Origin of the sequence: Chryseobacterium indologenes (assembly GCF_002025665.1) — a bacterium.
Lineage (GTDB): Bacteria > Bacteroidota > Bacteroidia > Flavobacteriales > Weeksellaceae > Chryseobacterium > Chryseobacterium metallicongregator.
In genome coordinates this window covers 3,683,739-3,707,026 of the sequence record NZ_CP018786.1, presented here as the reverse complement: position 1 = coordinate 3,707,026, position 23,288 = coordinate 3,683,739, and the positions used below count along the sequence as shown (strand labels likewise).

24 protein-coding genes are annotated in these 23,288 nt (G+C 36.6%); 14 read left to right on the top strand and 10 right to left on the bottom strand.

Going from position 1 to position 23,288, the window contains the following annotated elements:
- Positions 1–89 precede the first annotated feature (89 nt).
- From BUE84_RS16815 to BUE84_RS16775, 9 genes are all read left to right on the top strand, one after another.
- Positions 90–809, top strand: coding sequence for a pyridoxine 5'-phosphate synthase (locus BUE84_RS16815; RefSeq protein WP_079242688.1), 720 nt, complete (start codon positions 90–92; stop codon positions 807–809).
- A 102-nt stretch (positions 810–911) separates the two neighbouring features.
- Positions 912–1,691: an alpha/beta fold hydrolase gene (locus BUE84_RS16810; RefSeq protein ID WP_079242687.1), complete on the top strand. Its 780-nt coding sequence runs from the start codon at positions 912–914 to the stop codon at positions 1,689–1,691.
- Between the two features lie 116 nt (positions 1,692–1,807).
- On the top strand, positions 1,808–2,044 hold the full coding sequence (locus BUE84_RS16805; protein WP_034699857.1) for a microviridin/marinostatin family tricyclic proteinase inhibitor: 237 nt from the start codon (positions 1,808–1,810) through the stop codon (positions 2,042–2,044).
- Positions 2,045–2,096: 52 nt separating this feature from the next.
- Positions 2,097–2,321, top strand: coding sequence for a microviridin/marinostatin family tricyclic proteinase inhibitor (locus BUE84_RS16800; protein WP_079242686.1), 225 nt, complete (start codon positions 2,097–2,099; stop codon positions 2,319–2,321).
- A 74-nt stretch (positions 2,322–2,395) separates the two neighbouring features.
- Positions 2,396–3,352 (top strand): MvdC family ATP-grasp ribosomal peptide maturase, encoded by a 957-nt coding sequence (locus BUE84_RS16795; RefSeq protein WP_079242685.1) that lies wholly within the window; start codon positions 2,396–2,398, stop codon positions 3,350–3,352.
- Complete coding sequence (locus BUE84_RS16790; protein ID WP_079242684.1) at positions 3,345–4,349, top strand: MvdD family ATP-grasp ribosomal peptide maturase; 1,005 nt, start codon at positions 3,345–3,347, stop codon at positions 4,347–4,349. Before BUE84_RS16795 ends, BUE84_RS16790 begins: the two co-directional genes overlap by 8 nt.
- A gap of 258 nt (positions 4,350–4,607) precedes the next feature.
- Positions 4,608–5,621 carry an NAD-dependent epimerase/dehydratase family protein gene (locus tag BUE84_RS16785; protein ID WP_079242683.1) on the top strand — a complete coding sequence of 338 codons (1,014 nt, stop codon included), beginning with the start codon at positions 4,608–4,610 and terminating at the stop codon, positions 5,619–5,621.
- A complete protein-coding gene (locus BUE84_RS16780) occupies positions 5,618–7,387 on the top strand; it encodes an AMP-dependent synthetase/ligase (RefSeq protein ID WP_079242682.1) in 1,770 nt (589 codons plus the stop codon). The genes BUE84_RS16785 and BUE84_RS16780 overlap by 4 nt, the downstream gene beginning before the upstream one ends.
- Positions 7,388–7,517: 130 nt before the next feature.
- Positions 7,518–8,576 (top strand): diphosphomevalonate/mevalonate 3,5-bisphosphate decarboxylase family protein, encoded by a 1,059-nt coding sequence (locus tag BUE84_RS16775; RefSeq protein WP_079242681.1) that lies wholly within the window; start codon positions 7,518–7,520, stop codon positions 8,574–8,576.
- A 43-nt stretch (positions 8,577–8,619) separates the two neighbouring features.
- On the opposite strand, the gene BUE84_RS16770 is transcribed toward BUE84_RS16775, so the two are convergent.
- Positions 8,620–9,660, bottom strand: coding sequence for an endonuclease/exonuclease/phosphatase family protein (locus BUE84_RS16770; RefSeq protein WP_238594278.1), 1,041 nt, complete (start codon positions 9,658–9,660; stop codon positions 8,620–8,622).
- Positions 9,661–9,811: 151 nt separating this feature from the next.
- On the opposite strand from BUE84_RS16770, the gene BUE84_RS16765 reads away from it, so the two are divergent.
- The gene (locus BUE84_RS16765) at positions 9,812–10,252 is read left to right on the top strand and encodes a nuclear transport factor 2 family protein (RefSeq protein ID WP_079242679.1); all 441 of its coding nucleotides are present in this window, start codon (positions 9,812–9,814) and stop codon (positions 10,250–10,252) included.
- A gap of 31 nt (positions 10,253–10,283) precedes the next feature.
- Positions 10,284–10,661 carry a VOC family protein gene (locus BUE84_RS16760; protein ID WP_079242678.1) on the top strand — a complete coding sequence of 126 codons (378 nt, stop codon included), beginning with the start codon at positions 10,284–10,286 and terminating at the stop codon, positions 10,659–10,661.
- A gap of 3 nt (positions 10,662–10,664) precedes the next feature.
- Here the strand turns inward: BUE84_RS16760 and BUE84_RS16755 are convergent, their stop codons facing one another.
- Together BUE84_RS16755 and BUE84_RS16750 are read right to left on the bottom strand one after the other, a co-directional pair.
- Entirely contained in the window at positions 10,665–11,048 is a 384-nt protein-coding gene (locus BUE84_RS16755) for a DUF1634 domain-containing protein (RefSeq protein WP_034699869.1), read from the bottom strand.
- Positions 11,048–11,878, bottom strand: a complete 831-nt coding sequence (locus BUE84_RS16750) for a sulfite exporter TauE/SafE family protein (protein WP_034699871.1) — start codon at positions 11,876–11,878, stop codon at positions 11,048–11,050. The genes BUE84_RS16755 and BUE84_RS16750 overlap by 1 nt, the downstream gene beginning before the upstream one ends.
- Positions 11,879–11,963: 85 nt before the next feature.
- Here BUE84_RS16750 and BUE84_RS16745 point away from each other — a divergent pair, with 85 nt between their 5' ends.
- Together BUE84_RS16745 and BUE84_RS16740 are read left to right on the top strand one after the other, a co-directional pair.
- On the top strand, positions 11,964–12,527 hold the full coding sequence (locus BUE84_RS16745; protein WP_238594277.1) for a DUF1543 domain-containing protein: 564 nt from the start codon (positions 11,964–11,966) through the stop codon (positions 12,525–12,527).
- A 24-nt stretch (positions 12,528–12,551) separates the two neighbouring features.
- Entirely contained in the window at positions 12,552–13,664 is a 1,113-nt protein-coding gene (locus BUE84_RS16740; RefSeq protein WP_079242677.1) for a 5-(carboxyamino)imidazole ribonucleotide synthase, read from the top strand.
- A 190-nt stretch (positions 13,665–13,854) separates the two neighbouring features.
- On the opposite strand, the gene BUE84_RS16735 is transcribed toward BUE84_RS16740, so the two are convergent.
- The 5 genes from BUE84_RS16735 to BUE84_RS16715 form a co-directional block, all read right to left on the bottom strand.
- Positions 13,855–14,667 (bottom strand): hypothetical protein, encoded by an 813-nt coding sequence (locus tag BUE84_RS16735; protein WP_079242676.1) that lies wholly within the window; start codon positions 14,665–14,667, stop codon positions 13,855–13,857.
- 183 nt (positions 14,668–14,850) lie between these two features.
- Complete coding sequence (locus BUE84_RS16730) at positions 14,851–16,974, bottom strand: cation:proton antiporter (protein ID WP_034699875.1); 2,124 nt, start codon at positions 16,972–16,974, stop codon at positions 14,851–14,853.
- Between the two features lie 6 nt (positions 16,975–16,980).
- Positions 16,981–17,547 (bottom strand): hypothetical protein, encoded by a 567-nt coding sequence (locus BUE84_RS16725; RefSeq protein ID WP_079242675.1) that lies wholly within the window; start codon positions 17,545–17,547, stop codon positions 16,981–16,983.
- A gap of 70 nt (positions 17,548–17,617) precedes the next feature.
- On the bottom strand, positions 17,618–18,316 hold the full coding sequence (locus BUE84_RS16720; protein ID WP_079242674.1) for a hypothetical protein: 699 nt from the start codon (positions 18,314–18,316) through the stop codon (positions 17,618–17,620).
- 123 nt (positions 18,317–18,439) lie between these two features.
- Positions 18,440–19,345, bottom strand: coding sequence for a DMT family transporter (locus BUE84_RS16715; protein WP_079242673.1), 906 nt, complete (start codon positions 19,343–19,345; stop codon positions 18,440–18,442).
- A 223-nt stretch (positions 19,346–19,568) separates the two neighbouring features.
- Here BUE84_RS16715 and purE point away from each other — a divergent pair, with 223 nt between their 5' ends.
- Complete coding sequence (purE, locus tag BUE84_RS16710; protein WP_034699885.1) at positions 19,569–20,072, top strand: 5-(carboxyamino)imidazole ribonucleotide mutase; 504 nt, start codon at positions 19,569–19,571, stop codon at positions 20,070–20,072.
- A gap of 53 nt (positions 20,073–20,125) precedes the next feature.
- Here purE and BUE84_RS16705 read toward each other — a convergent pair whose 3' ends face one another.
- Both BUE84_RS16705 and BUE84_RS16700 read right to left on the bottom strand, forming a co-directional pair.
- Positions 20,126–21,685 carry a BspA family leucine-rich repeat surface protein gene (locus BUE84_RS16705; RefSeq protein ID WP_079242672.1) on the bottom strand — a complete coding sequence of 520 codons (1,560 nt, stop codon included), beginning with the start codon at positions 21,683–21,685 and terminating at the stop codon, positions 20,126–20,128.
- A gap of 15 nt (positions 21,686–21,700) precedes the next feature.
- Positions 21,701–23,260, bottom strand: coding sequence for a BspA family leucine-rich repeat surface protein (locus BUE84_RS16700; RefSeq protein WP_079242671.1), 1,560 nt, complete (start codon positions 23,258–23,260; stop codon positions 21,701–21,703).
- Positions 23,261–23,288: the final 28 nt, after the last annotated feature.

The window sequence follows — 23,288 nt, the reverse complement described above, 5'->3', positions numbered from 1 at the left end:
GAAGACCAAAAGAAGTGTAAAGTCTGGATTTTAGTCCAACCCCAAGCTTCTGACTTCTAACATCTCATATCTAACATCTAAAATAAAAAATGACAAAACTAAGCGTAAACATTAATAAAATTGCAACGTTAAGAAATGCAAGAGGAGGTGAAACCCCCAGTGTTACAGAAGCTGCTGTAAAAATTCAGGAATTCGGAGGACAGGGGATTACTATCCATCCAAGACCTGATGAAAGACACATCACAAGAAAAGATGTCTATGATCTGAAGCCATTGGTTACGACTGAGTTTAATATTGAAGGAAATCCTCATCAGGATTTTATTGACATGGTATTGGAAGTGAAGCCTGAACAGGTGACTCTGGTACCGGATGCTGATGATGCTATTACATCCAATGCAGGTTGGGATACCAAAAAACATCTTGATTACCTTACAGAGATCATTGCTGAATTTAAAAAAGCAGGAATCCGTACTTCTGTTTTCTTGGATCCTTTACCTGAGCTTGTAGAATATGCAGCTAAAACAGGAGCAGACAGAATTGAACTGTATACCGAAGCTTACGCAAAAAATTATCTTATCAATAAAGAACAGGCCATAAAACCTTATTACGATACGGCTGTTGAAGCCAGCAAATTAGGATTGGGAATCAATGCCGGACATGATCTGAGTTTAGAAAATCTGAAGTACTTTGCAGATACCATTCCCAACCTTTTGGAAGTATCTATTGGGCATGCTTTGGTTTCAGAAGCACTTTACATGGGATTGGAAAACACTGTTCAGGCTTATCTGAAGAGACTGGCAAAATGGTAATAAATAAGAAATTAGAAGCTAGATACTAGAAGTTAGTACAACTTTGTTTCTTATCTCTTATATTATCTAACTTCTGATTTCTCACATCTAACTTCTAAAAATATGGAAATTTTAAATTCAAAAATATTCGGCGAAAATGTAACGAATACGCCACTTCTTGTATTTCACGGATTGTTCGGAATGCTTGACAACTGGGGAAGTTTCGGAAAAGATCTTGGAGAATATCTTCCGGTACACTTGATCGATCTTAGAAACCATGGAAGAAGCTTTCATTCAGAGAGTATGTCTCATGATGATCTGGCAGATGATATAGCCCGTTATATGGATTATTATGGCATTCAGAAAGCACATGTTTTAGGGCATTCTTTAGGCGGAAAAGCAGTAATGCAGTTTGCTGTAAAATATCCTGAACGTGTTGAAAAACTGATTGTTGTAGATATTTCACCTAAAGCATATCCACCACATCATCAGGGAATTATCAAAGCGCTGGAAACAGTAGACTTTGATACAGTATCTTCAAGAAATGAAGTAGAAGCTGTTTTGAACCAATATATTCCGGAAAGATCTACCGTGCAGTTTTTAACGAAAAACCTGTATTGGGATGACAATAAAAAACTGGGTTGGAGATTCAATCTTAATACTTTATCTGAAAAATATACTGAATTTGTTTCCAATGCGATTAAATTCGGAGTTTTTGAAGGTGAAACCTTGTTTATAGCAGGGGCAAAATCCAATTATATCCTGCCACAGGACGAATTCGGAATCAAGCAGCAATTCCCTAAAGCTAAAATAGTGACGGTAAAAAATGCAGGACATTGGGTACAGGCGGAAAATCCTGTCGATTTTGCAAATGTAGTTAAGGAGTTTCTGGGTTTGAATTAATTTTATTCTTTGAATTACGATATTATGTTAAATTTTTATTAAAACGTAATATTATTTCTCCATGATTTGAATTTTTTGTACTTTGGATTTTCAAAAAACAATAAAAATATTAACTTATGGAAAACAAAAATTCAAAAAAGAAGCCATTTTTTGCATCATTCTTAGAAAAACAGGTTAAAGACCCTGAAACAGTAAAAGGAGGGGGTATTACTTCTGTATTGGCAGATCAGATTACTACATCTCTTCAGGATCAGATTACTACTCCTATTAAGGATAATGTTACAAAACCTGACAATGACAATGTAACGATGAAATATCCTTCTGACGGTGATGAGGATGTTTTAGAAGCATAGAAATATACTAAAGCTTAAGCTAAATTATATATCAAACCAAAACTAAAACATTATGGAAAGCAACAACTCAAAGAAGAAGCCGTTTTTCGCATCATTCTTAGAAAAACAGGTTAAAGATCCGGAAACGGTAAAAGGAGGAAGTGACATTACACTTGCTGAAAGAGATTTGATCACAAAACCGACAATAGATACGGTAACTTCTCCAAAAGATGATATGATGCACACGCTGAAATATCCTTCTGATGGTGATGATGATACAATCACTCTTCCATTGTAAGATCAGAAAGAATTTTAAATAAAATAGTAGGGGAAACTTAAATAGTAAGTTTCCCTTTTTAATACAACCGGCAAATGATTCTCTGCATCACCCATTCACAGGATTTTTATAATATTGATCTTTTTTTCGAATATCTGAACTCCCAAAATATTCCTTATTTCAGATTGAATTCCGATCGTCTGAATCACCTTCAGAAAATTAGTATTCATGAAAATTCATTTGAACTGACGGATGAATCGGGAAATACGATCCATTCTGACACTATAAAAGGCGTATGGCACAGAAAAGCCTGGAGGATCAGCGCTCCCGAAGAGCTGGATCTGGATTATGAAAAAATCTTTCTCAATGAATATGGAAGCCTGAGGTATAATCTGATGACTGCTTTAGAACATATTCCCTGGATCAACCCTTATGAAAATGAAAAAAAAATAGATGGAAATAAGATATTTCAGCTGAAAATAGCACAAAGAAATAACTTAACCATTCCCAAAACCATTTTTTCCAATGATGAAGAAAAAATAACGACATTTTTCTATCAATACTGCCGGGGAAAAGCCATTGCGAAGCTTCACGGAGTTACTGCCAAAACAATGTCAGGGGAAAACATGATTTCCACTACAGTTATTGAGGAAGAATCTTTAGAACACCTTTCAGATATTGCTTACTGTCCGATGATTTTTCAACCCTACATTGACAAAGAATATGAATTAAGAATAGTATATGTAGATGGTGAGTTCTTCACAGGAAAAATCAATAACAGTGAAAATGCAGACTGGAGAGTAGCCCGTGATGGCTATTTCTGGGAAGCATATGAATTACCTGATGCTGTTAAAGCCAATCTCACTTCCATGATGAAAGAAATGGGACTTTATATAGGAGCGATCGATATGATCAAGGGAAGAGACAGTATTTATTACTTCCTTGAAGTCAATCCTCAGGGAGAATGGGGAATGCTGCAAAAAGAACTGGGGTTTCCCATTGCAGAAAGAATTGCCGACAATCTTATCAAAAGAATCAATTTCCATGAATAAAATTTTAATAATTACCCATACCGCAGATAATTTTTCCATTGAAAAAGTAACAGAATACATTGAAAAAAATAATTGTGAAGTCATTCGCTTTGATGTAGACGTTTATCCATTACAAAACAAACTATCCACTATTTTCCAGGATGGAGAATGGGTAAGTATTCTTGAAACCCCTGAAGCAAAACACAGACTGGATGATATTTCAGCCATCTGGTACAGAAGAGCATACAACATAGGAAAAGGTCTGCGAGAAGAAATGGATACTAAATTTTACGGTGCCGCAATGGGAGAAATCCGTAATACCCTTTTCGGTTTCTTCGAATCTGTAGATGCCTATTCCTTAGGTAAACCAAGTGTGTACAGAAGACTCGACAGTAAAGAAGAACAATTGAAAATTGCAGATAAATTAGGTCTGACAATTCCTGCAACCTGTCTTACCAATAATCCGGATGAAGCAAGGAAATTTATTGTAAAACATCAAAATGTGGTGGCCAAAATGCAGACCGGTTTTGCCATTTATGAAGAAGGAGTAGAAAATGTAGTGTTTACGAACGTTGTTGGCGAAGATAAACTGGAAGAACTGGATTCATTGTTGTACTGTCCAATGCAGTTTCAGCAGATGATTCAAAAGAAAAAAGAACTTCGTATTACCATTGTGGGAAGAGATGTTTTTGCATTCGAAATAGATTCTCAGCAGTCTGAAGATGCTAAAGTAGACTGGAGAAAAGATGGTGTGAATCTTATCGATAAATGGAACAGAACAGAACTTCCGGCAGATGTGGAAGCAAAACTCCTAGAACTGCTTGATATTTATAATGTTGATTACGGAGCAATAGACATGATTGTTTCTCCTGAAGATGAATATTACTTCATAGAGATCAATGCTGCAGGAGAATTCTTCTGGCTGGATAATCTTACAGAAGGAAACCTTATTTCAAAGAGTATTGCAGATGTTCTTTGCGATAAAGCTCCAAGAAGAAATAATGAAGTAATGGCTTAAAAACAAAGTGTTTTTTAACCATAAAAGTCCTGAAAGTTGTCAATTCTTTCAGGACTTTTAAATTTAATACCCTGATGTTGTTAAAATTTTCCGGTTTGTTGTTCTGTGAATGATAATATTGGTTAAATTAACTTGAATTATGCTTTAAAAATCGCAAATTTGCAAAAGCATTTTTTCGGGGTAATTTTTACAGAAACCTGAAGAATTGCCGGATAGAAAATATTGTTATATTTTAGTCAGCAATCAAGAAAATAATTAATGATTTTTGTAACAGGTGCTACCGGAATTCTGGGAAGAATAATTGTACTGGAACTTCTTAAAAGAGGGGAAAACGTACGTGCTTCCAAACGACCGGGCAGTAATTTAAACGAAGTAAAGCATTCATATAGCTTTTATACGGAGAATCCTGACGATTTTTTCAACAAAATTGAATGGGTAAACGTAGATTTTGACGATCATGATTCCTTGAAAACGGCTCTGGAAGGCGTAGATGAGGTGTATCACTGTGCTGCAAAAGTAAGCTTTCATCCGAAAGATGAAAAAGAAATGTACCATACCAATATCAAGGGTACAGAAAATCTATTGTTTGCCTGTGAAGGATCGGAAGTTAAAAAATTTCTCCACGTAAGTTCTGTTGCTGTTCTCGATAATTTTAATGAAAAAGGAGAACTGGATGAGGATTCTGACTTTAATCCGAAACTGGAACATTCTGCATACGCGATTTCTAAGCATTTATCCGAAATGGAAGTATGGAGAGCGTCAGCAGAAGGCCTGAATGTGGTGATCATCAATCCTGGAATGATTGTAGGAAGCGGAAACTGGAGTCAAAGCAGCGGTGAACTTTTCTCAACCTTTGAAGACAATAGTTTTACCTTTTCAGGAGGTTCTGCCTATGTTGACGTAAGAGACGTTGCCAATACAGCTATCGGATTAATGGAAAATAACCTTTTCGGAGAACGTTTTATTATTGTTGCTGAAAATAACAGATATGCAGACCTTGCCAAACAGGTAAGAACCCGCTTGGGGCTTAAAGATGCAAGAATTCTTTCCCAATCTGTACTCAATATCGGAAGAATAGCCAACACTCTATTCGGATGGCTGATTCCAAAACTGAAAATGGTCACTAAATCAAACATTGAGGCCATCTCTTCATTCAACACCATTTCCAATCACAAAGTCAAAGAAAAACTGAACTATCAGTTTATTCCCGTAAAAGAAAGTATTGACTTTCACCTGAATAATTATATTAACGACAAAAAGCTGAAGAAATGAATCTTGCAGAGGCAATTATCCTTAAAAATGTAGAAAAACATCCTATAAAAGCGGCCATCGGATTTAAAAAGAAAGATGCGGCCTGGAAAGAGCTGAGCTGGAAAAAATTCAGTGAAATTATTTTTAAAACAGCCAATGCCTTACAAGAATCCGGAGTTCAGGAGAATGACAGAGTGGCAATTTATTCAGATAATTCATCAGAATGGATGATCATGGATCTGGCATCAATGGCTATCGGTGCAGTCACAGTACCAATTTATTCAACCAATAATGCTGAACAGGCAGAACATATCATCAACGATTCCGGAGCTAAAGCAGTTTTAGTAGGAAATCAGATGCAGTACGATGCCTGTCTTGAGTTTTTACATAAAGAAGACAATCATCTGGAAACGATTATTGTTTCCAAAAAAGCAGTATGGATCAAGAAAGAATTCAACAGTTTTTATCTTGAAGATTTCATTGCGAAAGCTTCACCGGAGCTGGAAATCTGTAAGAAAGAAAATGATGATATCGCTACATTAATCTATACCTCCGGAACTACCGGAATCCCAAAAGGAGTAATGCTTACCCATGGGAATTTCATCAAAGCATTCGACTCACACTTTGAATTTTTTAAGTTTAAAAACTTTGAAGAAGAGCTCTCACTGGCATTCTTACCGTTAAGCCATGTTTTTGAAAGAAGCTGGAGTTTATTATGCTTATATGGTGGTGCCCGCGTGTATTTCCTTGAAGACCCGAAAAATGTTGCCAAAGCACTGGAAGAAGTAAAACCTACTATGATGTGTGCGGTACCAAGATTTTTCCAGAAAGTATATGCAGGAGTTCTGGAAAAAGCAGAAGAAGGTTCATCATTAAAGAAGAAAATCTTCGACTGGGCGCTTAAAACCGGATGGGAGACTGCCGAATTAAGAAGAAATGAACAACCAGTTCCTTTTGGATTAAAATTCAAAGAAGCTATAGCAGACCGATTGGTTTTCAGTAAAATAAAAGAAAAAATGGGTGGCAGACTTTGGTTCTTACCTTGTGGTGGAGCATCATTGTCACCGGAAGTGACTCGTTTCTTTGAATCGGTAGGAATTCATGTGACGGTTGGGTACGGATTAACGGAAACTACTGCTACATTAACTCTTTTTCCTCTTACTCATTTTGAACATGGGACGAGTGGAAAACCTCTTCCGGGAGTAGAAATGCGTATCGGAGAAAGCGATGAGATTCAGGCCAGAGGAAACGGAATCATGAAAGGATATTATAACAAACCTGAAGAAACCCAGAAAGTATTCACGGAAGACGGATGGTTCAAAACCGGTGATGCAGGAAAGTTTGATGATAAAGGAAACCTGATCATCACAGACAGAATCAAAGACCTGATGAAAACTTCCAACGGAAAATATATCGCTCCACAACAAATTGAAAACCTTTTGACCAACAATAATTTTATTCAGCAGATCATGCTGATTGCGGAAGGAAGACAGTTTGTTTCAGCATTGATTGTTCCTAATTTTGAATTTTTACAGGATTATATCAAAAAGAATAATATTCCTTTTACCAATTGGGAAGAGGCTGTAAAAAATGAAAAGATAGTTCATCTTTACAAAGAAAAAATAAAAGAATTACAGGACCATCTGGCAGACTATGAAAAAGTGAAGAAATTTACTTTAATGCCGGCAGAATTTGATATCAATACAGGAGAAATAACTCCTACACTGAAAGTCAAAAGAAATGTGGTTATTAAAAAATATGCAGATATTATAGAGAAGATGTACTAAAATTTTTTTGACCCCCTGTTTTCACATCAATTACAACTGAAGATGTGAAAATTCCCCTTCCTTGGAGAGCTAGCGAAAATTCAAAAAAATTTTTGACAGGGTGGTTCAAAATAATGATTTAAATTAAACTATGACGACACAAGATTTTATAGGAAAAGAAAATTTCACCATTCATACCCAAACGGTTTCAGAAAGCTGTCCGTCTAATATTGCCCTGATTAAATACTGGGGAAAATATGCTGATCAGATTCCTGCAAACCCAAGTGTCAGCTATACTTTAAACCATTGTAAAACCAATACTTCAATGGAATTTATAGCCAATGAAACTTTTTCAGTACAGACTTTCCTGGCTGGAAACGAAGAAGTGAAATTTGCCGAAAAAATTGAAAAATATTTCAGAAATATAGAGCAATACCTTCCATGGATTTTAAAAGGAAAATATATTATCAGAACTGAAAATACATTTCCACACAGTTCCGGTATTGCCAGCTCAGCTTCAGGATTTGGAGCTATTGCAAAATGTCTGATGGCGTTGGATACTTCCTTTACAGAAAAAACTTCTGAAGAAGAATCTTTGAGAAAAGCCTCATTTTTAGCAAGATTAGGAAGTGGAAGTGCATGCCGAAGCTTATATAATGGTCTTATTGTATGGGGAAAAACGGATGTGGTAGAAGGAAGTTCAGATTTGTTCGGTGTACAATATCCCGACACTGAAATTCATGAAGTCTTCAAAAACTTTAATGACTGGGTTTTATTGATTCATGAAGGCCAGAAAAGTGTTTCTTCAACGGTCGGACATGGTTTGATGAATACTAATCCTTATGCAGAAAGAAGATTCCAGGAAGCAAGGGAAAACTTTGTTCCGATGAAAGAAATCCTTAAAAGCGGTGACATGGAAAGCTTTATCAAGCTGGTAGAGCATGAAGCACTTACGCTACATGCAATGATGATGATGAGCGATCCGGCTTTTATCCTGATGAAAACAGGAACATTGGAAGTCATCAATAAAATCTGGGATTTCAGAAGAGAAACCGGACTTCCTTTATTCTTTACATTGGATGCCGGAGCGAATGTTCACCTTCTGTTTCCAAGTAATGGTTCTGAAGAACAGATCAAAACTTTCATTGAAACTGAATTACTAAAATACACTCAAAAGAATGGAGTAGTGAAGGATATAATGAAATTTTAAATAAGAATAAATATTCAATAGGAGTGGGCTTTAGCCCACTTTTTTAATCTTCAGTAACAACAGTTTCCCGGTCTCCATCTTCTTTCTTCCCTTCTTCTATCATGATTTCAGCCTCTGTTTTTTCTTCAGCAGTTGCTGTTTCTATAAGCTTTTCCTGTTCATCATTGTGATGATCTATGAAAAACTCGCAATATACCGGAAGGTGGTCTGAACCAAAATTTTCCAAGGTTTTCAGCTGTTTAATAAAAACATCTTCACTGTGAAACATCAGATCGATAGGAAACCTTAAAAGACGGTATTTCGCATGAAAGGTAGAAACAAAAGAATGCCCGATCCGTGGGTCTATGAGATGACTTGTTTTTCTGAAAAGTACAGATGATCTCGACCATGCAACATTATTAAAGTCTCCTACAACAATAACAGGTTTTTTGATGTCTTTTACACATTTGGCTGTGCTTAGAAGATCACCGTCTCTTTCCTTTGAAGTTTCTTCTTCCGTAGGACTTGGCGGCGGCGGGTGAACTCCGAAGAAAACAAAAGAAAAGCCATCAGCTGTTTTCATATGGATCTCAATACTCGGAATATCATCAGCCACAAAATAATGAGTCTTTGCTTCTTTGATTTCAATCCTGGAATAAAAATGCATGCCGTAGGTATTTTCAAGAGTTACCTTATGCTGATAAGTATATTCTTTTTCTAAAGATCTCATGGCCTTTTCCCAATCACCATTGCTTTCCATGGTCATGAAAAAATCAGGATTATGCTTTTTAACAAGCCCGATGAATTTCTCATACTCTTTATTGAACTGATAAACATTGGCAGAAATAAAATGCAGCCTATCAGAAGACTTATGACGTTGTCTGTATTTTTTTACAGGATAAAAACGGGTATATTTGATGAGGGTATGACTGTGATGAACAAATAAGACCAGAAGAAGTCCCTGATAATACCATAAATATTCTTTAGAATCAGTAAAAAAGCCTAATGTAAAAGTGAAAAAGGTAAGATAAGTAATCTGTATTTTAGCAAATTCCGGAACCCTGAATATCCAGTGAGAATGCTGAATTTTTGGTAATAATGTCATGACCAGAAGAAGTATGGCCAAAGTCAGATAAATAATCCACATATAAAAGCTCTGAAATAATTTTGACCACAATTTAAGGAAAATGAATTTTAAAATTTGTTAATCAATTTAAATTTTATTTTATCTATTTTTATTTCTTAAAATTCATCATATGAAAAAAATTGCCGGCATTCTTCTACTCGTCAGTATTTCAGGTTTCGGGCAGCAGAATAAAGAGATTGAAAAACCTATCCGTAACTTATTCCTTGGTATGAAAAATGCAGATCCGGAATTAGTAAAATCAGCTTTTGCGGAGAATGCAGTGCTCCAAACCATCACAAAAGACGGTTCTGTGAAAAGTGATAGTATTACGGATTTCATTACCTCGGTTTCCAAATTTTCAAAAGGAGATCTGGAAGAAAGAATTACAGTAGAAGCCCTTCATACGGATGATAATCTGGCAAGTGTATTTACGCCTTACTCTTTTTATTTAAAAGGAAAATTATCACATTGTGGAGCTAATAGTTTTCAACTGGTGAAGCAGAATAATGAATGGAAAATTCAGTATATTATTGACACAAGAAGAAAAGATAACTGTAAAGAAATACAATAGTAGAATTAAGAAATAGATTAAAATTAAAAAAATGAAGATCCATCATATTGCCATCATCTGTTCAGATTATGCTGTTTCAAAGAAATTTTACACGGAAATTTTAGAGCTGAATATCATCCGTGAAGTATACCGTGAAGAAAGACAGTCTTATAAACTTGATCTGGCAATCGGGGAGCATTATGTAATAGAACTATTCTCTTTTCCTGATCCGCCGCAACGCCCGTCACGCCCCGAAGCATGTGGATTAAGGCATCTTGCTTTCTCGGTGGAGAATATTACAGAAAAACGAAATGAACTGGTAGCAAAAGGATTAATCTGTGAAGAAATCCGCATAGATGAATTTACCGGAAAAGAATTTTTCTTTACCCAGGACCCCGACCAACTGCCGTTAGAGTTCTATGAAATGTAAAAATTAGTGTGCGTAACCTGCAAAGAAACTCACTGCCATAATTGCTAAAACAATAGAAGAAATGACTACATATACGTAATCTTTTTCTTTTAAATAGCCTATTAAAGCGAAAACAATTCTCATCAGGGGCGTGAAAATCAACAAAAGAATACCTAGCTGAATAATAGCTGTACCTTCTCCTTTACATAGAGAGTCCCAAAAATGTCCCCATACCTTTTCAGAAGAAGTACCTACAACAAGGCTGGTATATTTTTCGGGCATTTTAAAGCCTTCAAAAAATAACTTGATAAAACCAATAAGCGATGTAGCCACAGAAAGAATAACACCCAATCTCAGAAGGTTTCCTACCGAACGGTTCAGATCTACATCTGTAAAATTCTTTTTCATTATCTGAAGCTTTTGTTGATACCGTTATACATCATATAAATTGAAAGAATGGTAATCACAATGGCAAAAAATACTTTTAATTTTTTGGTCTTTGATACCATCAGGGTTTTTGAACCGATAAAACTTCCGATGACAACACCAATCAATACCGGTGCTACAATTACCGGAATAATCTCACCTCTCTGGAAATAGATCAGGGCACTGGCTACTGCCGTTACTCCAATCATGAAATTACTGGTAGTTGTAGATACTTTGAAAGGAAGCTTCATCATATTGTCCATCGCCAAGACCTTCAACGCACCGGAACCAATTCCTAAAAGTCCGGACATTGCCCCTGCAAACATCATCATCAAAAATCCGGGAATGGTATTTCTTGCAGAATAGCTTTTCAAAACTCCTTTATCAGGGAACGTTCCATACAGTTTCAGTTTCTCTTCAAGACTTCCTTTCACCAAAGGTTCCTGATGATCTGGTTTTCCTTTAAGGTTTAAAATAACCGTTAAAAGAAGAATACTTGCGAAAATAATTCCAATTGTATTTGGGTTAAGCATTCCTGAAACCAGAGCGCCCACAATAGCTCCTGCGGTGGTGGCTATTTCGAGAAACATCCCGATTCTCATATTGGTAAAACCTTCTTTTACGAAAGCTACAGCCGCACCGGAAGAGGTTCCGATCACAGAAATGAGCGAAGCACCGATAGCATAATGCATTGGAACGCCAAAACCTAGCGTTAATAAAGGAATGATGATAACTCCTCCTCCTAAACCCGTAAGTGAACCTAAAAGACCCGCGGAAATTGCGCCAAGGAAGAGTATGATGATTTCTGACATACTACAAATAATACTACAAATATAAAATTATTGTAGTAGTCTGCCAAACATTTGAAAAAGATAAATTTAACGTATTTTTGTATGCATGAAAAATGAATTGAAATTATTTTATGTCATCCTCGGGGCAACACCCAAAGGCAGAAATATAGAGCAGCACGATGTTTTCTTCGGAATAGCGGAGAATCTGAAAGATCTGATTCCTGATATGAAAGAATTTTGGAAGGAAGCAGAAGGAAAAATTCACCTGGATTGTTATCAGGAAGTGAGATTTGCAGACGGGTACAAGGTGGAAATAGCAGAAAAAGGTGAAAAAACATCAGAAAACCAATTGTTTTTTCTGAATCTAGGAGGTTATAAACCAGGCTTCTTTGAAGAATTTCATGAGCAGCACTTAATGGTAGGACAGTCTATGGGAGAGATTATAAAAAGAGCAAAAGCTACGGAATTTTATCAGACCATGGGGTTTGAAGGTGCAGTAAGTCATATTGATGATAAGCATGGAGTGGATATTGATGATATTTTCAATGTAAGTGATATCCTTCCGGCCTATATGAAAGAAAAATATACTATCATTCTTCAAAAGTCTGATGAAGAAAATCAGGAGAACCCAATGGGACTGGGCTATTTAAAAATTGATAAAATTCAATAAGAGTAAATCTAATAAAAATAAAAAATGAAAATAGGAATTCTGGGAGGCGGACAGCTGGGAAGAATGTTGATACAAAGTGCACTGAAGTATGATGATGAGTTTTATACTCTGGATCCGGCTTCTGATGCACCATGCCATAATATCTCGTATTTTACGCAGGGAAATTTCAATGATTATGAAACGGTTTTGAACTTCGGAAAAGATAAAGATGTTGTCACCATTGAAATTGAGCACGTAAATGCTGATGCATTGGCAGAACTTGAAAAACAAGGAATAAAAGTGGTTCCGAATGCCAATATCATCAAAACAATTCAGCAAAAGATCCTTCAGAAAGAATTTTATAAAGCTCATGATATTCCAAGCCCGGAATTTCAGGTGGTATGGAACAGTGATGAAAAAATCATCATGCCATTGCCGTTTGTTCAGAAAATGAATACCGGAGGTTACGATGGAAAAGGAGTACAGGTGATTAAAACGGAAGAAGACTATCAGCATCTGTGGACTGAAGCATCTGTTATTGAAAGCCTTGTAGACATTGAAAAAGAACTTTCTGTGATTGTTGCAAGAAATGAAAAAGGAGAAACCAATATTTTTCCTGTAACGGAAATGGTTGCCGATCCAAAGCTGAATCTTTTAGATTTCAATGTATGTCCGGTTCTTCTGACAGAAGATGTTCAGAACCAGATTGATTCTATTACAGAGAAATTTTTAGCGGCTGTAAATTCTCCGGGATTATTTGCCATAGAATTATTCCTTGATAAAGAAGGAATAATATGGGTGAATGAAACTGCACCAAGACTACACAATTCCGGACACCAGAGTCAGGAAGGAAATACCAATTCACAATTTGAGCAGATGTACCGTGTGGTGAAAAACTTGCCTTTAGCAGATACGGATGCCATTACTTACAGCGGAATGCTGAATCTGGTGGGAGCAGAAGGATATTCTGGAAAAGTAGTGTATGAAGGAATGGATGATGTTCTTAAGCTTCCTGAAACTTACATCCACTTATATGGAAAAACAGAAACTAAGCCGGGAAGAAAAATGGGGCACATCAATGTCCTTGCAGATTCCAGGGAAGAGCTGATGGAAAAGCTTGTACAGGTGAAAGGAATGGTAAGAGTAATTGCTGAGTAATATCATTTTACAATAAAAAAGGGAGCTGTTTTAAAGATAAAAGCAGCTCCCTTTTTATGTTGTTCTACAAACAATTCAATAGGAATGGGCTTTGGCCAAAACTTAATTTTAGGTTTGGCTAAAGGCAATTTTTTGTTATGGTTTACATCGGGCTAAGCCCGATCCTATTATGATATAATTGCTTTTATAATTAAGGGTTCTTAACCACTTCGATATTGTCTTTTTTATAATTGTATTTAATATAACTTCCTAAAGCTGTTGATAAAACAGAAAATTCTTCCAGCGTTGTAAGCGGTGCATAGAGTTTAAACGTACAAATGTCCGTTGCCGAAATAAAAGGATTGGTTGCCAAATGACTGTGAGTAGACATTGTTACTGTTCCTCCATTTTCCAATACTGTAGAGGTTGGAATAAGTCTTGAATGAAATTTTTTATGGGAAATAATATTCCCTTTTTTATCAGAAACAAAAAGATAATCATTTCCGAAAGGAATGACTCCGGATTGTGCGGTACCCGGTATTAAATATACTTTATAGTTTTCATTAAACGGAATAATAATCATATTAAGACTATATCCTTGTGGTACTGTTACCGCATATTTTGGATCGGATAGCTGCGGGATAACAGTTGAACGGATATTTTTTAAAGTGCCTTCAGTTTCATTAATTACCCTTTCCTTAAAATTTTCTTTGACAGGTTTTGTTTGGTTATTTTTGAAAGAAAGTTCTGCGATCACCATATTACCGGCTTTATTAAGAAAGGAAGTTTTTATAGTGTCATTTTTTTGATAGGTTATATAGCTTCCGGTATTTTCAGCAAGTCTTTTATTACTGCCGACAAGATCTCCTGCATGCCATGATGCATTTTCGTAAGAATAGAGTAGATTTCCTTCAGTTTTGATAGAATCCAGCTTCTTTTTCAGCTCTTTATCAGAAAGAGTGAGGCTTTGCGCAGAAATAATCATGGACATAAAAAAGAAGAAAAATCCGATAGTTTGTTTCATAGGTTATTTTTTTGGCCAAAATACGAAATTCAATAGGAATGGGCTTTAACCCGTTTATCAATAATTATCTATTTAAATGGCTTTAGCCCGATCCTATTGATGGCTGAATGGTTTGATGATTTAATAAAAATGATTATTCATATATCAATAACCTCCATCATCCCTCTTTCAGCTTCCAATTTCTTATTTAAAAATCTTCTGAATTACATTTCCAATCTCCACAAAATCTCCATGATTTCCTACAGAACGTATTTCCGGGCTGTTTTTATCGTATTCTGAGAAAGGGAAGATGAGAAGATAATTGTTATCGCTCAGATTTCTGTTCAGAAGTTCCGGAATCAGCCTCATTCTTGGAATGTAAGATTTCATGCCGCGCTTTGCCATCAGAATAATTAAAGCTTCATCATCTTTCAGCTGGGCAGCGGTTCTTTCACCATCCTGCCAGGTATTCATGATAATAAATTCAGCTTCTATATTGGCTTTTTTAATGATTTTCTGAAGAATATCAAGGATATTTTCCGGGGCATAAAAGACAACTGTAGCACCGGAATTTCTGGCAATATTCCAGACTCTCAGCAATGCATGAAAGAATCCTGCTTCCTGATGAGCATTTTCGGGAATCATCACAGCATATTTTTTAATAGTGGAAAGCGGCTGTGCAGCATGGTAAACCAGTACATTCACATCATCATTCTGCAGATAACCATTGTAAAGATTATACACAAAAGAAGGAGAAAACCCTTTTTCGTCTTCCAGTCCGATAATAAGATCTGTGATTTTCTGTTCTTTAATCACATTATTTACCCCATTGATCACATCGTTGTCATATCTCTTTAAAGCCTGAAGTTTAACATCCGCTGCCGCTGCTGCATCTGCTGCCTGATGGAGTAGTTTCTCTGCATTCTTTACGGAAGATTCATTTTTATCTTCATTGATAACATTCAGTGCAAAGAGATCTTCCGTATTGGAATGTGCTTTGATCAGGATTCCCAGATTTACCATTCTCTCAACCGTTGCTTCATGATTGATCGCTAAGAGAATGCTTTCTTCTTCGTGGGTATTTCCGGAAACTGTATCTTCATTGTCACTTTCCGCAATTTTCTGGGCACTTGCCATGGAAATGAAAGAGGAAATTGTACAAGAGATGAGAATCAGTAAAATACTTCCGTTTAGTACATGTTCATTCAATAATCTTACAGGTTCTCCGGTTTCAGTTTCAGAAAGGATAATGTTGTAACCTACCATTACAGAAGCCAGTGTTGCTGCTGCTGAAGCAGAACTTAATCCGAAAATCAGTTTTCCTTCTTCTTTGGTCAGCCTGAATGTCTTTTGAGTAGCCACAGCAGAAAGATATTTTCCTCCGATTGAGGCTACCAGCATAATTCCTGCTACTTCCAATGTTTCCCAGCTTTTAAAGAACACTTTAAAATCAATCAGCATTCCTACACTGATCAGGAAAAACGGGATAAATATAGCATTTCCCACAAATTCGACTCTGTTCATCAAAGAAGACGTGTGAGGAATAAGTCTGTTTAAAGCTAATCCTGCAAAGAATGCCCCGATGATAGCTTCTACACCAGCCAGTTCAGCCAGCATTGCCGCCAGGTAAATCATAACCAGTACAAAAATATACTGTGAGATTTTATCATCCACTCTTTTGAAAAACCAACGGCCTATAATAGGGAATACAATCAGTACAATCAGAGCAAATACAACAAAAGAAACAGATAATTTAACCCAAAACTCTGTTCCCACATCTCCCTGAGACATTCCCACAATCACGGCAAGTACCAATAAGGCAAGAATATCTGTAATCATTGTACCTCCAACGGTGATATTAACTGCCTTGTTTTTTGCAATTCCCAACTTGCTCACCAATGGATACGCAATAAGGGTGTGAGAAGAAAAAAGACTGGCAAAAAGAATAGAAGTAAGCATTGAAAAGTGAAGAAGGTAATATCCACCCAGATATCCTAATACAAAAGGAACGGTAAAGGTATAGATACCAAAGGTGAGACTTTTCCACTTGTTCTTTTTAAAGTCGCCCATATCAATCTCTAGCCCTGCAAGAAACATAATGTAAAGAAGTCCGGTAGTTCCCGTTACGACAATACTGCTGTCTCTGGACAATACATTGAATCCGTTTGGGCCGATGATAGCCCCAGCGATGATAAGCCCCAAAAGGTGTGGAACTTTAATTTTATTAAGCAGCAATGGTGCTGCAAGGATAATGACCAGTACCAGTAGGAACTTCAGTACCGGATCTTCTATAGGAAGACTCAGGTTGTGTATACTCAGTAAAATCATATGTGTTTATTTTGTGGAACGTACTAATTCAACAGAGAACTTGGCGGTACAGCCATCAGAAGTTATGGTTCTGGTTCCTTTGATCTTGTTGTCCGAAATATCATTAAGAAGAACGCTCATTTCTACATTCTTTTTGGCTGTAGAATCGGTTTTGAAAGACAGTCTGATCTCATTGTTTTCAAACTTGCCCGTATACAGCCTGACCAGATTATTGTTGTTGATGATTTTGGTAATGGGCTGGGTAGAATCATTATCGAATTCCCAGATGTCAGTACGTTGGTCACCTACTGCATATTCACTGCAATTAGATTCTGTACAAATTACTTTACCATTCCATGGGCCGGAAATTTCCGTAGGCCATACAGCAGCAATTACTACAGAATCTTTTTTGGAAAAAATACTGTCCCTCATTTTCAGAAGTGACTGGTACTCGGATTCTTTCTTAGCGAATAGTTTCTCTTTGTCTAAAAGTTGTTTCTCCCTGTCTGTCAGGTTCTTCTCTTTCTCTTTGTAGTCACAGCTTATCAAAAGGAAAGAGGCGGTCAGAAATAAAAAAAATGTGTTTTTCAGCATATTGTATCGGTTGGAGTATACAATATAAGGAAAATGAAGGAAATATAAAAATACTCCCTGACAATACTCCTTAGTATTCTAAAGGAATAAAGACAATTCCAGACACGTCAACCCCTTGTATATTGGTCTTCCAGACAGGAGATATTTTTACGATATCGATGAGTTGTTTTTTGATGGTATCAGAAATATTCAAATTTTTTATTTCTACAAAAGTTGGAACTCCATTTGGGTCTATATCTAAAATAAGAACAGAATTCCCTTTCTCTTTTTTCTTATATTTCTTTTCCAGAACCGGATAGATATTTTTTTCAATCCATTGATACAATGCTGCTTCACCACCTGCGAATTCGGGATGCGGAGGTTTATTGTCTTTGAATTTTGGAGGAAGATCCTTTGGATAAGAGGCCAGATTTGAATTTTCTTTGACTAAGGTAAGTACTCCCTTTTTATTAGGGCTATAGATTTTATGGTTGATTTTTTCTGTGGTAAGGTCAATATCTACAAAATGAATTTCTGTGTTGTTCATTCTGTACATACCTCTGTGAGTTTCTTCCCCTGATATTTTTTTAACAAGAGCATTTTCTCTGATGGTATCCCCTTTATTAGGAATCAGATATAATTCCTGATGGGTTTCTTTGTCTTTTTTGTTTTGAATATAGATTTTGTAATCAAAGCTTTTCAGTTTGATATCTTCCCTAGGCTCTGCTTTTTGAGAAAAATAAAATGCAGGAAGAAGTAAAACAGTAATGATGGATAGTTTTTGCTTCATGGTTATACTCGTTGTGTTTGGGCAAATGTAAAGAAATTCTGATACTTACCTGTAAATTTTAACCGATTTTAATGGTTAGAAATACAACAGAGCAAATAAAAAATTGAGGAAAATTTTTACATATTATGATGCTTTCTGCCTCCTGAACATTTCCGGTTTGTAATTGATAATAAAAACACCACAAATGATCATGACAGTTGCAAGAATAAATTTGAAAGTCACTTTTTCATCCATAATCAGCCAGCCTAAAAATATGGCAATAATGGTATTGATATAAGCAAGGATGGAAACCTGAACCGGTGAAATTTTGGTCAGGGCATAATGAAAGGCAAAAAAAGCAGCTACAGAACCAAAAACAGAAAGGTATAGCATGGCTGAAATACTTTTAATAGTCCAGTTTTCGAAGTTGTAATTTTCAGAAAACAGAAATGCAAGGATAACCTGAACTACTCCTGCAAACAGGAACTGATAGAATAAATTCAATGTTATATTTCCACTCTGAATATTGAGTTTTTTGGTGAAAATAGTTCCCGAAGCCCAACCTGCAATGGCACAGAACAGGAAAATCATTCCCATTCTGTAATCAGGATTGGCAAGATCTTTAAGTCCGTCCCAGAAGATAAAAAGAATTCCGCTGAAGCAAAGCAGAACACCGCTAAGCGCCCGTAAACTAAATTTCTGAAGTCCTACCGCCACACTTCCCAGGAACACGAGAATAGGTGAGCACGCACTGATTAACGAGGCAAGGCTGCTTGAAACCGTTTCTTCAGCCACAGTGGTCATTCCATTGGCAACGACCAGCATCAGGGATGCGAAAATAATCTGGTATCCTAAACTCTTCCAGCCAATCCACTTGAATTGCTTTCTCGAAAGAAGAACGACAAGCATGATAACAGAAGCCAGAAACTGTCGGATTCCGGCAACAAACCATGCAGGAATTGTTTCCACAGCAACACGGATGGCCAAAAAAGTCGTTCCCCAGACAATGGCAACAGTGAGAACAGCAAAAATAAGTTTATAATCTTTCAACGTAAATAAAGTGTAACAAACAAATGTAGAGGTTTTAAAATGATTATAATGGGTACAGTTGTTTTGTTTTTTGCTGGTACAGATTAACAAGGAAAAGTTGCTAGTTGAATGGTTGATGTTAGTATAGACTTAAGTATTTGATGATGTTCAAAAAGAACTTCCAGTCTCCTTCTTCCAACTTCCATCTTTATTTTTTATCTTTGAACATCTAATAAAATTGAAGATGGTAGGAATTATTATGGGCAGTCAGAGTGATCTGCCGATCATGGAACAGGCTGCAAATTTTCTTAAAAGCCTTGATATCCCTTATGAATTAACTGTAGTTTCAGCACACAGAACACCGGAAAGAATGTTCGATTATGCAAAGACTGCTCAGGAAAGAGGGCTTAAGGTCATTGTAGCTGGAGCAGGTGGAGCAGCACATCTTCCGGGAATGGTGGCAAGCTGTACAACACTTCCGGTGATTGGAGTTCCGATTTTGTCCAGTAATTCCATAGACGGATGGGATTCTGTGTTGTCTATTCTTCAGATGCCTGGTGGAATTCCGGTAGCGACTGTAGCTTTGAACGGTGCTTTGAATGCAGGAATTTTAGCAGCAAAAATCTTAGGAAGTGGTAATGAAGAAGTAGCAGCTAAGCTTCAGAAATATCAGGATTCTTTAAAAGATAAAGTGTTGGGAACGGTAGATGATATCAAAGCCCAGCATCCTAATCATTTTGATAAATAGTTGAGTTTTAAACTCAAAATAAAAGCCTCACTTTTCAGCGAGGCTTCTTTGTTTTATTTCTTAATGAATTTTGAAGAGAGGGTAGTATCTTTCAGAATGAGCTGTAAAATGTAATTTCCTTTGGGTAAAGATCCTACATTAATCATATCCTTATTGGGGTTTCCTTCCAGTACAAGTCTTCCGCTTGCATCAAAAATTCTATACTTTTTAATGTCACTTAGTCCTTCAATATGAATATCATCCACAGCGGGATTGGGATATAGTGAAAGTTTTTTATTCAGTTTTACATCCGATGAATAGAGTAAACAATTTCCTACTGTATCACCAGACATTGTCCATCCTTTACTGATGAGAATATTCCTTTTATCTGCTGCATTGGAAGCATAAGCTAAAGGTGTTACAATATCTAAATCAACATTATTGGCAGTATTAGGATTATCTGCCCATCCGGCAAGGGTCTTACTGAAATTTTCACAATCCATTCCTGTCTGCATCAAAGCCTGGGCTCCATTATTAACGCTGGCAAGATTCCAGCTTGCAAGGGATTGATTAAAGTTCGGCGTTTCCTTCAGAATCTGGTCTATTTTGGTAACCTTGGTCATGTCCCAATTTTCCAAAGAATGGTTAAAAGCTGTGCAGCCATGAATAGCATGGGCCATATTGGTAATTTTAGACGTATTCCAATTATTTAAAGATTGATTGAAACCAGAATCAAAATGGAACATAAACCGAATGTCTTCAAGGTTTGACGTATCCCAGTTATCCATAGGTTGATTATAGTTTGGGCAGAGAGCAAACATCCATTTCATATCAGTGACATTTGAAACGTCCCAGTTGTTTAATGTCTGGTTAAAGATCCCTCTCCCTGCAAACATAAAGCTAAGATCAGTTGCTAATGACATATTCCAGCTGTTGAAATATGGAGGATTGAACTGATCGGGAAGTGAGTTATTGATACTATCAAAGATAATAGCAAACATAAATCTGAACTTCTTAATTCTGGAAGTGTCCCAGTTTTGCATGGAGCTTGCGCCTGTAAAGGTTTTTGCACCATAAAACATATAAGAAGCATCTTCAACATTACTAAGATCCGGAATGTCTGGAGCAGTAAGCTGAACAAGTTTACATTGGCTGAAAGCACTGTTCATTGTTGTCCAGGTAATGTTTCCCCATTGCTCTATTTCCAGTATCTTATCCGCACTTCCGTTGATCTGCCACACCGGGAAGATCTGATCCGGAAGCTGAACCTCCTGTACATCTCCAAATTTTATGTGTTGAAAAATCCCATTTCCGTTACTTACTTTTACCCTATATTTTGCATCATTCTTTTCTGCGATTGATGTACCAAAATCAATAAGAACCTGTTTTGTAGAGGTTATATTAGTAAGCGAACCATTGTGCTGGGGATAATCTACTTCTTCCCAATAAATATCATAGTTTTCACCAATTCCGGGAAACCATATTTGTTGAGTACTTGCCTGATAAGGAGCACTTACAGTGATTGGCTGAACTACAGTAGAAGCAGGTTTCCAGATGGTGATAAATTCATTCTGGGCTTTCACAATGAATGCCAGCAAAATAAAAAAGCCGACCAAAAATCTTTTGAGTACCATAGACAAATTTTATAGTTATTTCTTAATGAATTTTGAAGTGAAGGTGTTTTCTTTCATGATCAGTTGTATCATATAATTTCCTTTAGGCAGGGAGCTTACATTGATGATGTCATTATTGGGATTTCCTTCTTTTACCAATCTTCCGCTGGCATCATAAATTTTATAAATTTTTATATCACTTAAACCTTCAACGTGAATGTCATCCACAGCGGGATTAGGATATAGCGAAAGTTTTTTATTCAGCTTTATATCTGATGAAGATAATAGGCAGCTTCCAGGAGCATCACCTACTATTGACCAGCTTTTATTAATGAGAATATCCCTTTTGTCTGATACATTGGAAGCATATTTTAATCCTTGTACAGAACCTAATGAAACATTGTTGGCTGTATTGGGATTGTCTGCCCATCCCAGAAGGGTTTTGCTGTAATTTTCACAATTAAGACCAGACATTGTTAAAGCAGCATTACCATTGGTAAGAGAAACTAAGTTCCAGTTTCCTAATGACTGATTGAAACCTGAAGCAAAATTAAGGATCTGGTCTATTCTGGTCACTTTTGTCATATCCCAATTGTCTAAAGACTGATTAAAGGTTGTACAGCCATGAAATACATGGGCCATATTGGTCACTTTGGAAGTATTCCAGTTTAATGGCTGATTAAAAACAGGAATCATATGAAACATAAAATGCATGTCTTCTAAGCTTGAAGTATCCCAGTTATCCAGACGCTGATTGAAGCTTAAACATTGTCCAAACATCCAGCTCATATCCGTCACCTTTGAGACATCCCAGCTATTGAGAGTCTGGTTAAAAACGGTTCTGTTTCCCAACATATAGCTGAGGTTGGTTGCTGAAGACATATTCCAGCTGTCCAGATAAGGTGAGTTGAACTGCTCTGTTAATGCAGTAGAAGGATTCACATCAAATAAAAGAGAGAGCATAAAACTAAAATTCTTAATTTTCGAAGTATCCCAGTTTTGCATAGAGCTGGCACCTATAAAACTGGTTGTGCCATAAAACATGAAAGAAGCATCCTCCACGTTATTAAGATTAGGAGTATCTGTTGCTGTAAGTTGCATAAGTCTGCATAGGCTGAAGGCACTCTCCATGGTAGTCCATGAAATATTACCCCATTGTTCTATTTCCAGTATTTTATCTGAACTTCCATTGATCTGCCAGATAGGAAAAACTTGCTCAGGGCCAGGAAATAGTTGAGGCGTTCCAAATTTTATTTGCCTGAAAATTCCGTTACCATTCGTAACTTTTACCCTGTATTTGGCATCATTTTTTTCTGCGATTGACGTCCCGAAGTCGATAAGAACCTGTTTTGTGGAAGTTACATCGAGAAGGGAACCATTGTGCTGCGGATAGCCTACTTCCTCCCAGTAAATATCATAATTATCACCAATTCCGGGAAACCATATCTGCTGAGTTGTTGCCTGGTAGGGAGCGTCTACATTTACTGCTGGTAATACGGTAGATGCGGGTTTCCAGATGGTAATGAATTCATCCTGAGCTTTCGCAACGAAGGCCAGCATTAGAAAAATAAGTGTAGGAATCTTTTTTAAAATCATGTCTATTATTTATAGGTATTAGTTGTAT

What these genes read in the sequence shown, in the direction of transcription:
- BUE84_RS16815 (WP_079242688.1), top strand. Translation starts at nt 90, where the DNA reads ATGACAAAACTAAGCGTAAACATTAATAAAATTGCAACGTTAAGAAAT.
- BUE84_RS16810 (WP_079242687.1), top strand. Translation starts at nt 912, where the DNA reads ATGGAAATTTTAAATTCAAAAATATTCGGCGAAAATGTAACGAATACG.
- BUE84_RS16805 (WP_034699857.1), top strand. Translation starts at nt 1,808, where the DNA reads ATGGAAAACAAAAATTCAAAAAAGAAGCCATTTTTTGCATCATTCTTA.
- BUE84_RS16800 (WP_079242686.1), top strand. Translation starts at nt 2,097, where the DNA reads ATGGAAAGCAACAACTCAAAGAAGAAGCCGTTTTTCGCATCATTCTTA.
- BUE84_RS16795 (WP_079242685.1), top strand. Translation starts at nt 2,396, where the DNA reads ATGATTCTCTGCATCACCCATTCACAGGATTTTTATAATATTGATCTT.
- BUE84_RS16790 (WP_079242684.1), top strand. Translation starts at nt 3,345, where the DNA reads ATGAATAAAATTTTAATAATTACCCATACCGCAGATAATTTTTCCATT.
- BUE84_RS16785 (WP_079242683.1), top strand. Translation starts at nt 4,608, where the DNA reads ATGATTTTTGTAACAGGTGCTACCGGAATTCTGGGAAGAATAATTGTA.
- BUE84_RS16780 (WP_079242682.1), top strand. Translation starts at nt 5,618, where the DNA reads ATGAATCTTGCAGAGGCAATTATCCTTAAAAATGTAGAAAAACATCCT.
- BUE84_RS16775 (WP_079242681.1), top strand. Translation starts at nt 7,518, where the DNA reads ATGACGACACAAGATTTTATAGGAAAAGAAAATTTCACCATTCATACC.
- BUE84_RS16770 (WP_238594278.1), bottom strand. Translation starts at nt 9,660, where the DNA reads ATGACATTATTACCAAAAATTCAGCATTCTCACTGGATATTCAGGGTT.
- BUE84_RS16765 (WP_079242679.1), top strand. Translation starts at nt 9,812, where the DNA reads ATGAAAAAAATTGCCGGCATTCTTCTACTCGTCAGTATTTCAGGTTTC.
- BUE84_RS16760 (WP_079242678.1), top strand. Translation starts at nt 10,284, where the DNA reads ATGAAGATCCATCATATTGCCATCATCTGTTCAGATTATGCTGTTTCA.
- BUE84_RS16755 (WP_034699869.1), bottom strand. Translation starts at nt 11,048, where the DNA reads ATGAAAAAGAATTTTACAGATGTAGATCTGAACCGTTCGGTAGGAAAC.
- BUE84_RS16750 (WP_034699871.1), bottom strand. Translation starts at nt 11,878, where the DNA reads ATGTCAGAAATCATCATACTCTTCCTTGGCGCAATTTCCGCGGGTCTT.
- BUE84_RS16745 (WP_238594277.1), top strand. Translation starts at nt 11,964, where the DNA reads ATGAAAAATGAATTGAAATTATTTTATGTCATCCTCGGGGCAACACCC.
- BUE84_RS16740 (WP_079242677.1), top strand. Translation starts at nt 12,552, where the DNA reads ATGAAAATAGGAATTCTGGGAGGCGGACAGCTGGGAAGAATGTTGATA.
- BUE84_RS16735 (WP_079242676.1), bottom strand. Translation starts at nt 14,667, where the DNA reads ATGAAACAAACTATCGGATTTTTCTTCTTTTTTATGTCCATGATTATT.
- BUE84_RS16730 (WP_034699875.1), bottom strand. Translation starts at nt 16,974, where the DNA reads ATGATTTTACTGAGTATACACAACCTGAGTCTTCCTATAGAAGATCCG.
- BUE84_RS16725 (WP_079242675.1), bottom strand. Translation starts at nt 17,547, where the DNA reads ATGCTGAAAAACACATTTTTTTTATTTCTGACCGCCTCTTTCCTTTTG.
- BUE84_RS16720 (WP_079242674.1), bottom strand. Translation starts at nt 18,316, where the DNA reads ATGAAGCAAAAACTATCCATCATTACTGTTTTACTTCTTCCTGCATTT.
- purE (WP_034699885.1), top strand. Translation starts at nt 19,569, where the DNA reads ATGGTAGGAATTATTATGGGCAGTCAGAGTGATCTGCCGATCATGGAA.
- BUE84_RS16705 (WP_079242672.1), bottom strand. Translation starts at nt 21,685, where the DNA reads ATGGTACTCAAAAGATTTTTGGTCGGCTTTTTTATTTTGCTGGCATTC.
- BUE84_RS16700 (WP_079242671.1), bottom strand. Translation starts at nt 23,260, where the DNA reads ATGATTTTAAAAAAGATTCCTACACTTATTTTTCTAATGCTGGCCTTC.